Annotated in this window: 10 protein-coding genes; 3 read left to right on the top strand and 7 right to left on the bottom strand. The window is 36.9% G+C overall.

From position 1 onward, the window contains the following. Positions 1-44 precede the first annotated feature (44 nt). Positions 45-5,855, bottom strand: a complete 5,811-nt coding sequence (locus tag EM308_RS05075; protein ID WP_051877619.1) for a fibronectin type III domain-containing protein — start codon at positions 5,853-5,855, stop codon at positions 45-47. Between the two features lie 501 nt (positions 5,856-6,356). On the opposite strand from EM308_RS05075, the gene EM308_RS05070 reads away from it, so the two are divergent. Further along, a complete protein-coding gene (locus tag EM308_RS05070) occupies positions 6,357-6,833 on the top strand; it encodes a regulatory protein RecX (protein WP_035633487.1) in 477 nt (158 codons plus the stop codon). 55 nt (positions 6,834-6,888) lie between these two features. Here the strand turns inward: EM308_RS05070 and EM308_RS05065 are convergent, their stop codons facing one another. The 5 genes from EM308_RS05065 to EM308_RS05045 form a co-directional block, all read right to left on the bottom strand. Next, positions 6,889-8,043 carry a beta-ketoacyl synthase N-terminal-like domain-containing protein gene (locus EM308_RS05065; protein ID WP_035633490.1) on the bottom strand — a complete coding sequence of 385 codons (1,155 nt, stop codon included), beginning with the start codon at positions 8,041-8,043 and terminating at the stop codon, positions 6,889-6,891. 195 nt (positions 8,044-8,238) lie between these two features. After that, positions 8,239-9,510 carry an adenosylmethionine--8-amino-7-oxononanoate transaminase gene (bioA, locus tag EM308_RS05060; protein ID WP_035633493.1) on the bottom strand — a complete coding sequence of 424 codons (1,272 nt, stop codon included), beginning with the start codon at positions 9,508-9,510 and terminating at the stop codon, positions 8,239-8,241. Between the two features lie 96 nt (positions 9,511-9,606). Next, complete coding sequence (bioD, locus tag EM308_RS05055; protein ID WP_035633496.1) at positions 9,607-10,227, bottom strand: dethiobiotin synthase; 621 nt, start codon at positions 10,225-10,227, stop codon at positions 9,607-9,609. Positions 10,228-10,296: 69 nt separating this feature from the next. Then, entirely contained in the window at positions 10,297-10,704 is a 408-nt protein-coding gene (locus EM308_RS05050) for a putative signal transducing protein (RefSeq protein ID WP_035633499.1), read from the bottom strand. Between the two features lie 4 nt (positions 10,705-10,708). Then, on the bottom strand, positions 10,709-11,863 hold the full coding sequence (locus EM308_RS05045) for an aminotransferase class I/II-fold pyridoxal phosphate-dependent enzyme (RefSeq protein ID WP_035633502.1): 1,155 nt from the start codon (positions 11,861-11,863) through the stop codon (positions 10,709-10,711). Between EM308_RS05045 and EM308_RS05040 the strand changes: the two genes are divergently transcribed. Further along, on the top strand, positions 11,854-12,870 hold the full coding sequence (locus tag EM308_RS05040; protein ID WP_035633504.1) for a DUF2975 domain-containing protein: 1,017 nt from the start codon (positions 11,854-11,856) through the stop codon (positions 12,868-12,870). The genes EM308_RS05045 and EM308_RS05040 overlap by 10 nt on opposite strands. A gap of 3 nt (positions 12,871-12,873) precedes the next feature. Continuing rightward, complete coding sequence (locus EM308_RS05035; protein WP_035633506.1) at positions 12,874-13,080, top strand: helix-turn-helix domain-containing protein; 207 nt, start codon at positions 12,874-12,876, stop codon at positions 13,078-13,080. A gap of 104 nt (positions 13,081-13,184) precedes the next feature. Here EM308_RS05035 and EM308_RS05030 read toward each other — a convergent pair whose 3' ends face one another. Next, positions 13,185-13,931 carry a porin family protein gene (locus tag EM308_RS05030; RefSeq protein ID WP_035633509.1) on the bottom strand — a complete coding sequence of 249 codons (747 nt, stop codon included), beginning with the start codon at positions 13,929-13,931 and terminating at the stop codon, positions 13,185-13,187. Positions 13,932-13,950: the final 19 nt, after the last annotated feature.

Raw genomic sequence — 13,950 nt, 5'->3', positions numbered from 1 at the left:
GGTTACCCAGAAAGGATTTTTATTAATAAAAAATTTTAGATGTCCTAAAAAATAATTTCCTTAGTAACCCACTGACCGTTTTTAAGCAAGACTTGCACAATTAAAAATTGCTCAGCAGAATTAAAATTAGAAACGCTAAACACATTACTGTTCACATTTTCTTTTTCATAAAGCAAACTTGCTTTTAAATCATAAATCATCACTTTATCTATTACATCTTCAAGCGAATTGATATTGATCTGTTTATCTTTAACCGATACAAGGACTGTCTTATCTACTGTATCAGCAGTGACTTTGGTACTCATTTTTGAAATACTGCCAGCTGTAAATTTCAACACAAAACGATTATTAAAAACTCCACTGGTAGTAGAAAAAGTATAAGGCCCGTTTTTAAGATTTGTAATCGTTGCTGTCACTTTGTCTTCAATAAAGATATCCTGATTAACTAAGACTCCATCTGTTTTTTCAATACCAATAGTAAAATTTCCCTGAATTGTGCTTCTGTAGCCAAGAGGTATCTCATCTGTATTTTCAAAAGGCAAAGCACGTCCTTGGATTGATAGATTATTACCGTTATTTATACTATAAAAGTCAACATACGTATTTGAATCCATACTAAGGGCATCGTATAAATTATCAAATTCGTTGGTGGCTCCGGCAATGTATCCCACTAACAATTGCTTAAATGCCCCTCCGGAATTGGTTAAATCCAGCCAAACCCTATTTTCCTCAATAGTTGTCATTTTCTTGGTTTGGGACATTCTGAAAAATGTACTGTTAGATCCAGAAGGCAAAACAATTGGGGTGTTACGCATAGCATTAGTAAAAACAAAATCACTACCACTATTGCTGGTCACAAAAAAGGCTTGCCCGGCTGCTATTTTTCCATCTGGAATTTTTCCTCCTGTTGTAGCCTTTGCCCCTCCGGTTAAGTTAAAGAGTGCATAATCTCCGTCATCATAAACAAAAAAAGCACCACTTGGTGTGACGGCCGTGTTGTGAGTCCAAAACTGCAAAGCACCGCTTATCAGCGTCGAATTGTCCTCCATAAACTTTTTTGCATCTATTGCTGAAGGGTACGGATTACCTATTAAATTATCCATATTAAGTCCTTGAGCTTTAATTGTTTTATTGCCATTGTATGGAACACCAACAAACTGAACTGGCTGTGCATACGTAGGAGCATTAGGATCATCCCAAAATGGGGGTTTTGGAACACGAATTGCAAACCCTTTTCCTGCCGGATTCATTGTATTAGATACTGGTTCAATTACCCAATTACCAGCGTTAAAACTATAATACTTATCCCATAACGTATTTGGGGACAAATCATACAAAACCTGATCCTCCACAGGAGAGCACCAATAGGTAAAATCAAAATTCTTCATTGGAGTCGAAATACGCTTGTAAATAATTTTTCCTGTATTTACAGCCTCATTCACCTGAATCAAACTCGCATTATTTTCAAAAGTTAATGTACCATTACCTTGAACATCCAAACCATTCTCTAATTTAACAATGGCATCTGCATTTACTCCACCAGGAACTCCCACAACAACATTTACGTTAGGGCTTATTACGCATGAGCAAGCGCTTATTTGGGCGGTTATTATTGCATTTCCAGAAAAAATAACTCTTTTTATACCATCATTCGGAACGCCATTATCCCAACCAGAGCCGTTCCAAGTAGTTGTCTTTATCGCATTCAACAGAACTTGATTTGAATCCAATGAAATGCAACCGGAACTATTTTGGGCTTTTACATAATAAGATCCAGCAGCCACATTATTAAAAATCCCAGAAGTATTACTATAATCAATACCATTTATACTGTAACTAAGACCTGATCCTAATGGCGATGTTACTGTAATAGTCCCCGTCGAAACAAGACAAGTAGGCTGCGTAGGTGTCGCTATTGGTTCTTCTGGCTTAGCATTAACTGTTACCACAACAGGATTACTGCTTGTCATACCACAACTATTTCTCGCAGTATATCTAAGATTCTTGCCATTATCAGCTAATGCAACAGTATATGGTAAACTTAAACTCGCAAATATTCCACTAGCATTTGTTTCCAATTCCCAACCAAATACCGTAAGTATTGTGCCATTATTATTAACTGTTGGTGTCGGTGCGTTCAAAGAAGTTCCCTCACACAATGCAGCCGGAGTACTAATAGAAGCAATGGTTGGTTTATCATTTACTATGATTGTTAGACTGTTTGAAGTAGCAGGTGTGCCTGTCGTACAAACAGCATTCGAAGTCATCACGCAAGTCACCACATCTCCATTGACTAAACCAGAATTATTATAAGTTGCCGAATTGGTTCCTACATCTGTTCCATTCAATCTCCACTGATACACAGGTGTTATTCCTCCATTGGTTGGCATGGCTGTAAAAGTAACTGGTGTACCCGCACAAATCGCACCCGAAGGAGAAGCTGTAATAGTCACACTCGCAGGCAAATTCGGATTGACCGTCATCGTTATGATATTTGAAGTAGCTGGACTTCCTGTCAGACAGGGAGTCGCATTCGAAGTCATCACACAGGTCACTATACCTCCATCCACTAATGTAGAATTGGTATAAGTAACCGAGTTAGTTCCGACATTTGCCCCATTTAGTTGCCATTGATACACCGGTGTTGTTCCCTCATTGGTTGGTGTTGCCGTAAAAGTCACCGATGTTCCCGCACAAATCACAGCCGATGGAGAAGCTGCAATACTTACACTTGCAGGCAAACTAGGCAAAACACTTAAGGTAACACTTTGTGGAGAACTTGCTGAACAATTTGGAGTAACACTTGTATTTGTAATTCCTGTAATTGTTAATGTTTGACCATTATTAGCAAAAGACAGTGCTCCGGTATTAAAACTCGCATTTCCAAAACCATCAGCAACTACTCCAGCAACTGCAGTTTGGGCAACACTGTTTATAGCATAATTTATCGTAGAGGTACTATTGGCTAATAACCCAGTCAGATTTATGGTGGCTGCCGAGCTATCACAGACAGGTGCAGACTGTAAAGCACTAATCAATGTCGTCAAGGGATTAACAAAAACTGTGTAAATAGCTGTCACCTCGTATGGCGGATTACAACTTGGTGAGCCAGTAACAGTCATCGTTAAGGTTATCGGTAATCCCGCATCAGCGACTGCAGAAGTATATGTTGGTGCAAGAGTTGTTTCATTTGTCAGCGTTCCAGCGCCATTATGCGTCCACGAAATAGCACTATCATTAGTTGCTGAAGCGCCACTCACAGTAGCACTTCCACCAACACAAATGTTTTGGCTACCACCAGCCGTTGCGGTTGGAGCGTCTCCTAGGACATTTACTGTATGACTAGCAGTTGCGACCACAGACGAACAACCATTGATACCAGTAACAGTCATTGTTAATAAAACAGTTTCTGCAGGGCCTCCTAATAGTGGTCTATAAATAGGGGTAATAGTAGTTCTATTAATCAAGGTCCCCGCCCCACCGCTTGCCGTCCATTGAATGGTACCATTACTAGCCGAAGCACTACTTATGGTAGCACTGGTATTGGAACAAATAGTTTCACTGCCACCGGCAACTGCAGTAGGTAATCCCTGAACAACAACTGTAGCTGGCTGAGAAACAGCACTACTACAACCTCCAGGATTTACAACTTGAACAGTATAATTTCCTGATACAGGAGGAGTAATACTCTGTGTGGTTTCTCCTGTAGACCATAAAATACCAGATGAAGCACTAGAGGTAATCATATCTGTTTGGCAAATATTAGTTGTGGAACCACTAATTGTCGAACTTTTCCAGCTAATGGTTGGGGTTGTAGCCACAGTTCCCGTAGTTAAAGAAGCCGGATTCGGAGTACCATAAGCACTAGATCCACAACCATTTCGAGCAGAAACCCTATAATAATAAGTTGCACCAGGGGAAAGGTTCGTAAAAGTATGTGAGGTACCGGTTATATTTGGAACTGTACTAATCAAACCAGATGGAAAACCAGGGTTCGTGGCTAATTCTACAGTATAATCAACAGCAAGAGGAGATGCCGTCCAATTTACAGTTAACTGATTACAACCTACTATTGGAGCCTCTAAGTTAGGGACACTGGGTTCAGAAGCTATTGTTGTTATATAATCTGGCCCATTCACTGGATCTCCACTTCCACAACCATTTACAGCTATAACCCTATAATAATATACTTTGCTAGGTGATAAACCTGTAACCGTATAAGGAGATGCTAGAACATGTTCAAATGATTTTAATCCCGCTGATGGAAAAGCTGGATCAGTCGATACCTCAACTGTATAATCTACAGCTCCGGAAGCCTCTGTCCAAGTTACATTGAACTGAGCACACAAAACAGTGTTAGATTCAACATTCGTTGGTTGTACCGGAGTATTCAAAGTGAGCACCGCCCCAATGGTTGCAGAATTGGTACTCGAGCAACTATTCACTGCTGTTACCTTAAAATAATAATTAGTTCCTTTGGTTAAATTCTTAACGGTATAAGACGTACTTGTCAGACCTGTAACAGCAACTGTATTCCCGAGAGAAAACCCTGAGTCTGTAGAACTTTCAACAGTATATGTGTTAGCTCCTGTTACAGCATTCCAACTTAAATCGACTTGGGTACATCTAATAGCTCCATAATTAAAATTGGCAGGTGCGGCTGGAACAGATGGAGCCACAACAGTTATTACATTTGAATTGGGACTATTACAGGTTCCATTAAAAGCTCTTACCCTATAATAATAAGTTGTCCCCGATGTTAAACCTGTAATATCTTTGGATAAAACATTACCCACATTGACAGTGCTAACCATACTAGTAAAACCACTGTTGGTGGCTACATCTAACACATAAGAAGTGGCTCCCGAAACTGCCTGCCAATTGGCCCTTACTGATGTACAACTCAAAGCAGTACCAGCAGTTGCTACCGGTGCCGTTGGAGGGGCATTAACTGCAACAGTAACGGTTTCCGAATTTGTAAAAGGAGTGACGTTATATACAGTAGAAACCGTTAATTTGATGGTATAGGATGTTCCTATGGCATTAGGAAAAGAAACGTTTTTCCCTATAAAATCCTGAGTATTTCCGAATGAATCAACTATATGCCAACCATAGACTGCAGGTGTTCCAACCAAGCCTGTGTAACTCCCCGATAAACTAACACTACTACCTTGACAAACAGCAGCTATAGATCCAATAGCAGCGTTTAAAGACCCCCCACTTGTCATTAAATCATCAAAAGTAAATTTTTTACCCGCACAATAAGAAGTGGCGTCGGGTCCAAAATTAATATCCTGGTTGTTACTACAATCCCCTATGATAGATTTATAACCTATACTCTCATCTTTATTAACGGTAAAAACACCCGTTCCAGGATATAGTGAAGATATTAACCACAAATTTACTTTATTATTAAATTCAATAAGTCCAACATTAGGTTCCACATAAACCCATTGTGCGTCAAGTTCAAATCTTGGAATAGGATTATTTATATTACCAGCCAAATATAATTTTCCTATAATAGTAATTTTACCCATAGGTTGACTGCTAAAATTTGCGCCCGAACCATCACCAATTCGAATTGTATGCCCAGCTAAAATTGTAACAGCCTCATCAATCCCATTGTCTTTCTCCCCTGGATACCCTTGAGCAGCTGTTGGAGTTAACCATCCCGTTGCTGGGCCATTATAATATAGCCAACTTGAAAGTGAAGTCCAAGCACCGGGAGTTGTTGCTGTAGACGGTGCAGATTGATAATCACCTATCGCAGGAGTCTGTCCAAAAACCATACTTGTTGAAAACAACAACAGTAAAACAATGGAAAAAAATTTAAAGGGGCGTAAAAATTTTGTCATGTTTTTATTTTTTATTCTGAAAAAATAACCCAAAATGTAAGTCCCTTATGACAAAACCGAATATTAATATTTTATACAATCATTGAAAAAAGTCTCCCAAAAAAGTATTTTTATTTTCATGATTAATCATTTTTAACATTCAGCAAGTCGTCACAAGATCTCATTCTTAATCAAAACCAATATTTTGTATAACAAGCAATTAATCTGTAAAATTATGAAACATAAGTTGCATTGATTTGTAAACATTTCCCTTTTCGATAATCCATACTTTTTTATCGCTTAAAAACTATAAACAACACTAACACATACAATTTTTACTACTTTTAACAAACATTAAACCACCTCAATACCACCTATTTACAGTCATAAAAATGGTTAAAGCTCATTATTCAATGATTAACGTTCTTAATAAATACTCAACTTCATCGCCTTTTGGATAAAATCGATTGAATACCGCCAAAAAATACTATTTTTGAATCAAATAAAAGCAGGAAGAAAAAGATGAAAGAAGTCTATTCTCTCAAAGAAGCCAAATTAAAAATTGAACATTTTTGTGCCTATCAAGAACGCTGCCACGAAGAAGTGGTTTCTAAACTGTGGAGCATGAAATTAAACCAAAACGAAATAGACGAAATCATCGTCCATCTTATCGAACAAAATTTCTTAAACGAATCTCGATTTGCCTGTAGTTTTGCCCGAGGAAAACACCGCATGAAACATTGGGGGAAAATCCGAATTGTTAATGAGCTAAAAATGCGCAACATTAATCAAACCCAGATTAATCTTGCCTTAAAAGAAATTGAACCCGAGGAATATATTGCCACTTTTGAAGATTTGGCTGAAAGAAATTGGAATTCCATAACGGAGACCAACACCCTCAAAAAAAGAAAGAAATTCTGCGATTATATGCTTCGCCGTGGCTTTGAAAGTAATTTAATTTATGACAAAGTGAAGGAATTAGAAAACAGTGGTCAGTAACTAAAAATCCGTGCCAAATCCTTTTTATCAGTTTAATCCGAGGCCAATAACGCCATTACAAACTCAACAAAACACTCACCGCATTTCCGCCAAAACCAACTGCATTGACCAAAACTTTCTTTATCGGTTTCATTTGTTTTTGCGCTTTCGCAAAAGGAACTCCGATGAACTGATTGTGCTGCATCATCAAAATAGCCATTTCCATACTCAAAATCCCCGAAGCTCCGAAAGTATGGCCTATTTTCCATTTATTGGTAGTTAACAAAGGGACATTTTCGCCAAAGACTTTCTCGATAGCTTTGTATTCTGTCAAATCGCCTTTTATCGTTCCAGGCGCGTGCATAACGATAGCATCGACTTCACTGATTGGTGTATTTTCAAGGGCCATTTTCATAGATTTCTGAAAACAAACCGCTTCGGCAGAAATTGAAATATTATGTTCCAAAATCTCTGTCGCATACCCAATGCCTTCGATAAAAGCCAAAGCATTTTCTTTTTTTCCAATCTCGAGACAACACACACCGGCTCCTTCTCCCAGAATCATGGTGTTTTGTTTTTTATCCAAATCCAAAGCGCGATTAGGATACTGTTCTTCACTTTTGGAGTAGATTTTCAATGCTCGCATTTGGCCAATTGTAAAATCGGTCAAAGGAGCCTCGCTTCCGCCTACCAAAAATTTATCGGACATTCCGGCTCTTAACCAAGCTACGCCATTGAGTACGGCATGCAAAGCTGTTGAACACGTAATGGAATGTGAAATTTCAGGGCCGTTACTTTGCAAATCATGTGCTATCCACGAAGAAATATTACCCAAAGTTGTCGTTGGCGAAGCCAAAGTCTGCGCTTTACCAGTTTCTAAATATTCCTGAAAATGTTTCTCAAACAAATCCGTTGCACCTCGAGAAGAACCAATATTAATTCCAAATTCTGCTCCTTTTCCCCAACCTGCTTTTTCAATCGCTTTTCGGGAAGCTACCATTGCAAAAAGCACCGATATATCTAACGATTTGTATTTCACATCCGATTCCCGTAAAGCTTCAACTTCTGATAGGGAATCGCCATCAAGAGCGGCAACCTTGGTAGTTTGATGATCCAAAAATTGAGTCGAGAAACAAGGATTTTCCGAGAGGTAATTTTGCCAGACCTTTTCAGGAGAATTTCCCAAAGACGAAATAGAAGCTATGGCTATTATGGAAATGGTTTGTGACAAAATGTGCTATTTTGATTTAACCGCAAAGGTCGCAAAGTTTTTGGTAAAAATGAAAACTATTAAAATAGTATAATGTTTGAGTTTTTTCAGTCCTTTTTAAATTTTATAATCTGCGGAAGTCTGCGGAGTCTGTGTGAAAAATATCGCACGCAGACTCCGCAGACTTTTGCAGATTTTTTTCAAAAACCAAAATTCTTAAATAATTTCCAAAGCGCTTTCGACCACTTCATACACTTTTTGCAATTGTACATCAGTAATCACATAAGGAGGCAAAATATAAACGATATTCCCAACAGGACGCAGAATTATTCCATTTTCTATAAAAAAATCATAAAGCCTGTTACGTAGCGTTCCGTAATAACTTGCCGAAGTCGCTGTTTTTATTTCCAATGCAAAAATAACTCCTAGTACTCTTGTCGTTGTAACCAGAGGATGTTTTTCTACCCGTTCTTTAAACTCCAAATGGCATTTGTTGATTCGAACTAAATTTTGCTGCATTTCTTCGGTTTCCAATAAAGTCAAACTGGCAAGAGCCGCTGCACAACCCGTAGGATTTGCGGTAAAAGTATGTCCGTGGAATAATGCTTTGTTGATATCTTCGTCATAAAAAGCATCAAAAAGATCTTGAGTAAAAGTTGTAATCGCCATCGGAATGGTTCCGCCCGTCAAGGCTTTGGACAAGCACATTATATCTGGTTTTTGAGTCAAATAATCGCACGCAAAGGTTTTTCCTGTTTTTCCAAAACCTGTCATTACTTCATCGGCAATCGTGAGCACATTATTTTCCTGACAAATCTGAATTAATTTGTCTAATGCTTCGGGCTCATACATCACCATTCCGGCCGCTCCCTGCACCAAAGGTTCGAATATGAAACCGGCACAATCATTATTTTTAATTGTTTCCCGTAATGCGTCAAAACTCGCCTGTTCCTGCCCTTTTACAGGAACTGGAAACCGAACCACATCGATAAACATTCCCTGGAAAGCCTGGGTGTAAAACGAAATTCCGCTCGCAGCCATCGCGGCGAAAGTATCGCCATGAAAGGCATTTTCGAAAGCAATAATCGTTGTTCTCTTTTGACCTCTATTATAAAAATACTGCAAAGCTACTTTGATTGCCACTTCAACGGATGTCGATCCGTTATCCGAAAAAAATACTTTCTTTTGATTGTCTGGTAAAATTGCCAAAAGTTTTTCGGCCAAAACAATGGCAGGTTCATGCGTGAATCCGCCAAACAAAACGTGTTCTAGGGTAGTCAACTGTTTGTAAATCGCATCGGCAATAAATTTATTGGAATGCCCAAACGGATTGACCCACCACGAAGCGATAGCGTCTATGTATTGTTTGTTGTTTTCGTCCCAAAGCAAAGCGCCTTCGCCTTTGGTTATCGCGATAGGAAGCGCCGCTGTTTTATGTTGCGTATAAGGGTGCCAAAGATGTTGGCTATCTCTTTCGATTAAAGTCATTTGATTTTAGATTGTTGATTAACGATTTTAGATTTTAGATTGGGCTGGCAATAAATAATCATTGGTTTTGACTATTGAAATTGAAATTGATTTTTGCTATTGCATTTGTAAAAGTTGCTCTCTAAACTTATCGGCGTATTCCTTGATTACACTTTGGTCAAAATATGGTTCCTGCTCGATTCTACCGATACATTTAACACCTGTTTTACTCAAAATTATTGATTCGGTTGCTTTATTTTCATCACCGGAAAAGATAATTCCTCCAATCGCTATTTTACGATTAAGCAAGGATTCTATTGTCAATAAAGTATGATTGATGCTTCCCAGATAATGCCTTGAAACCACAATCACTTTATAATCGGGCTGAATTAAGTCAATTACACAATCAGTATCATTCAACGGAACAAAAACACCTCCAGCTCCTTCTATAACCAAATGATTGTCGGTTTTGGGCTCTTTTATCTGCTTTAAATTGATGGTAATTCCGTCCAACGCGGCAGCAAGATGCGGACTCGCCGGCGTATGTAACGCATAAGCATTGGGGTGAAAATGCGACTTTGAGTTTGAAACATAACGTTTGACTTTATGGCTATCGGAATCATTCAAATCGCCCGCCTGAATGGGTTTCCAATAATCTGCCTGCAGCGCTTCAACAATGATTGATGATGCAATGGTCTTGCCCACATCGGTAGAAATTCCTGTAATAAATAGTTTCATTTTTTTGGCCCACGGATAACACGGATGGAACGGATTATCACTGATTTAAAATTTTCACAAAGGGTTTATTTAATTAAATTCGAATTTACACTTTCTACATTTGTACTTACGATTAACATAAAATGGAAATATTGATAAGAGTAATGAAAAAACAAAAAAGACAAGAGATTTAAAATCATTTACAGAAGTTACAACATTAATTTCTTCGGCATTACACTTTGGGCATTTTAACAATTTATCATTTTCATCTAATGAATATTTGCTTACTTGAGAAATAATCTCTTTAGCTTTATGATAATCCTTTTGATAGACAAAAAGTTTAACCCCACCGACAGCATTACTGTATAATGGATTTGCTTCAACAGTAAAATTATCCCGCATAAAAACCTCAATTCCTTCAGACTCTAATTTCCCTTTAAAAATTATTGCTTCTGATGAATATTGATAACTTCCTATTAATTTGAAAATGTCTTCCATAAATTTAAAAAACAAAAGTACTTAACAACGTCAACACTTTAGTCATTTCTTCCTTGCTATTATAACTGTGCAAACAAAAACGCAGTCGCTCCTGTCCTTCGGGGACTGTCGGCGAAAGTATCGCTTTGACATCAAAACCATTTTGCTGAAGTGAATGGGCAATACTTTTGACTTTTTCATTTCCCGGTATAATGACACTTTGAATAGCCGATTTACTTCGAATGAAAAGCGGACTCAAACCAAGCATTTTTTTCACCTGATTAAAAAAAACAATATTATCTCGAAGTGCCTCCAGCGCATTTTTATCTTTTCCCAAATGATGATATCCCATCAAAATAGTGACAACCGAATGAGGCGAAAGTCCCGTCGTATAAATGAAACTTCGCGCAAAATTAACGAGATACGATTTCAATGCTGATGAACCCAAAACAACAGCTCCGTGACAGCCTAAACCTTTGCCAAAAGTCATAATTCTGGCAAATATTTTGTCCTGCAAATGCAAATGCTGAATCAGCCCTTCTCCTTTTTCTCCAAAAACACCCAAAGCATGGGCTTCGTCAACCACTAAATAACAATTGTGCTTTTCTGAAACAGACACCAATTCTTCCATATTGGGGCAATCCCCATCCATCGAAAAAACAGATTCGGTTACGATGTAAATGGTTGATGGTTGATGGTTGATGGTTGATGGTTTTGAAATTAACCGTTCCAAATCCTCAAAATCATTGTGTTTGAATTTATAAGACTTCGCATTCGATAATTGGATTCCGTCGCGAATTGAAGCGTGACACAATTCATCATACAAAATCAAATCTCCTTTTTGGGGAACCGCACTAAAGAAACCAACATTGGCATCATAACCAGAATTGAATATCAAGGCCGATTCCGCTTGATGAAATTGAGAAATGTAATTTTCAGTTTCGGTGTATAAAGAATGGTTTCCTGAGAGCAATCGAGAACCCGTTGCTCCATTGATTTTGATATTTTTATCCAACAAAAATTGATGGGTTGCATCGAAAATGTTTTCCGATTTTGAAAAACCTATATAATCATTCGAAGCAAAATCAATTAAATTATTACATACAGGCAAAAAACGAAAAGCATTAGCCTCTTTTCGTTGTTGCAATTTAATAGACAAAGATTTCGGAAATGATTTCATATAATACAAATGTAGAAAATCTCATTGGAATAAAATTTCAACACAATAATTGTTTTTTAATATTTAATTATTGTTATTCGATAATTTTTGTATTTTTACAGATAGCTAAACTTAAATCAATTATGAGAACAACCAAATACATTGCTTCATTTATGTACTTTATGGTACTATTTTGTTTTATCGTTGCAACCGTAATTTTTATAATTAGTCTATCTGCAAAATTTTTTGGTAATGATGGGCAATATATTTATAAATACGATGATAATTCTTGGACAACTATTGGGAATAAAAATTCTGAAGGATCGTTAGTCCCAGTTAAACTAACTTTACAAATTCCTGATTCAATTAAAATTAATGAAAAATATATGGGTATAGTTGCCGAAGACTCCTATCCTTCTATAAACAATATGTTTTTAAAAGAAAACAAAAAAGCAAAAGCCATAAATCTATATGATGTTGCTGTGCCTTTTCCTGAAGGCAAAAAATTTCAATCCATTTCAATTGAAGAAAACGGAAATTACAAAAACCTTAAACCTAGTTTTAAATTTATCAAATATGTAAATGATGGAAACACTCAATATTTAAGTATAAAAACCGGTGATTCTTTTACAAACATAGTTTTAGGATTAAGAAGTCCAATAAATTTTCTTTTTTATATAATGCAAATGTTTTTTTTAGCAAAAATCTTAAAAGAATTAGCCAAAGAAATTTATTTCTCAAAAGTTCTTTCAAAATATATTTCCAATCTTGGTTTTTTAATGCTTTTTTCCCAAGTAATACCTTTAATTTATGTTTTTATTGACAGGAAATTATTTGGAAACATCACTATAACTCCACATGTTTTACAATCATTAAAAGATGGTTATTTTGAAAATATTAGAGTCTCATTTAATCCAACTGTTGATATGAATATTTACATAATCCTTTTGGGTGCGGTATTGGTATTATTAACTAAACTCATAAAAAGAGGACAAACATTAGAAGAAGAAAACGAACTAACAATTTAAATTATGCCGATAATAGTAAACCTTGACGTTATGCTTGCCAAACGCAAAATGCGTTCTAATGAATTGGCAGAAAAAATTGGAATTACAACTGCAAACCTTTCGATTCTGAAGACTGGAAAAGCGAAAGCTATTCGCTTTTCTACTTTGGAATTGATTTGTGAAACATTGGAGTGTCAACCGGCTGACATAATAGAATATGTTAAAGATTGACACCTAATGTGAATCAAGAACTGAAATAAAACATTGTTGTTTTCCAGCAAGACCTAACAGGTTTTAAAAACCTGTTAGGTCTTGGAACGATAATTCACTAACAGCTAATTACTTTTACTGCCTTCAGCCTCCTTCTTTTCCTTTTCAGCCGCTCTTTTAGCAGCTTTGGCTTTGCCTATTGGCAGGCCTGCCGTTACATATAACGAACGATTGTATTGAGTAGGACTGTTATCCCCCTTAAGAAGCGGTACCAAGCCATAATAATATGACAGGCCAACATTCATACCGTATTTGGTTTTTATTCGATATCCGGCACCAACAAGCAAACCTGCATCAACAACATGGATTTTGTCGCGTATGTTGTTTTTGTACTCTACATCTTCCCCATTATAGTTTTGACGGAATAAATCATGGGCTGTAGACAACAATCCCAATTGCGTTCCTGCTTTGACATAAATATTATTGTCAAACTTGTATTTAATAGTCAAAGGAACATTGAAGTAGTTTATATTTCTTTTAACGGATCCTTCGGCGAATACAGCATCTAGTTTATCGTCATGCAACGAATAAACAGCAATATCTTTGGCTCCCATTGTTGATTTTACAATTACTCCGGTGTTAAAAATCCAAGAAGGGTTCTTTAGATTAAAATCAAAATAAAACCCCAAATTGAAGTCTCTTTTATAATCTGAATCCAAATTCGAAATACTCGAAAAATTGACACCACCATCCAAACCAAATTCGATATTCGGCGAGTTCAATTTGTCTCCAAAAATCAAAGACATTATCACTTGGGATTCCGCTGTATGAAAACTAAAAAATAAAGTGATGACGAATAAAAGTTTTTTCATGTAATGATATTTATTAATT

This window comes from Flavobacterium gilvum, from assembly GCF_001761465.1.
In the GTDB taxonomy this organism is placed as follows: Bacteria; Bacteroidota; Bacteroidia; order Flavobacteriales; family Flavobacteriaceae; genus Flavobacterium; species Flavobacterium gilvum.
Note: the sequence above shows the minus strand (reverse complement) of the source record. Positions and strands in the feature narration are given on the sequence as shown.

Bases quoted from the DNA above. Each gene is read 5' to 3' on its own strand.
- EM308_RS05075 (WP_051877619.1), bottom strand. From the start codon at position 5,855: ATGACAAAATTTTTACGCCCCTTTAAATTTTTTTCCATTGTTTTACTG.
- EM308_RS05070 (WP_035633487.1), top strand. From the start codon at position 6,357: ATGAAAGAAGTCTATTCTCTCAAAGAAGCCAAATTAAAAATTGAACAT.
- bioA (WP_035633493.1), bottom strand. From the start codon at position 9,510: ATGACTTTAATCGAAAGAGATAGCCAACATCTTTGGCACCCTTATACG.
- bioD (WP_035633496.1), bottom strand. From the start codon at position 10,227: ATGAAACTATTTATTACAGGAATTTCTACCGATGTGGGCAAGACCATT.
- EM308_RS05050 (WP_035633499.1), bottom strand. From the start codon at position 10,704: ATGGAAGACATTTTCAAATTAATAGGAAGTTATCAATATTCATCAGAA.
- EM308_RS05040 (WP_035633504.1), top strand. From the start codon at position 11,854: ATGATTTCATATAATACAAATGTAGAAAATCTCATTGGAATAAAATTT.
- EM308_RS05045 (WP_035633502.1), bottom strand. From the start codon at position 11,863: ATGAAATCATTTCCGAAATCTTTGTCTATTAAATTGCAACAACGAAAA.
- EM308_RS05035 (WP_035633506.1), top strand. From the start codon at position 12,874: ATGCCGATAATAGTAAACCTTGACGTTATGCTTGCCAAACGCAAAATG.
- EM308_RS05030 (WP_035633509.1), bottom strand. From the start codon at position 13,931: ATGAAAAAACTTTTATTCGTCATCACTTTATTTTTTAGTTTTCATACA.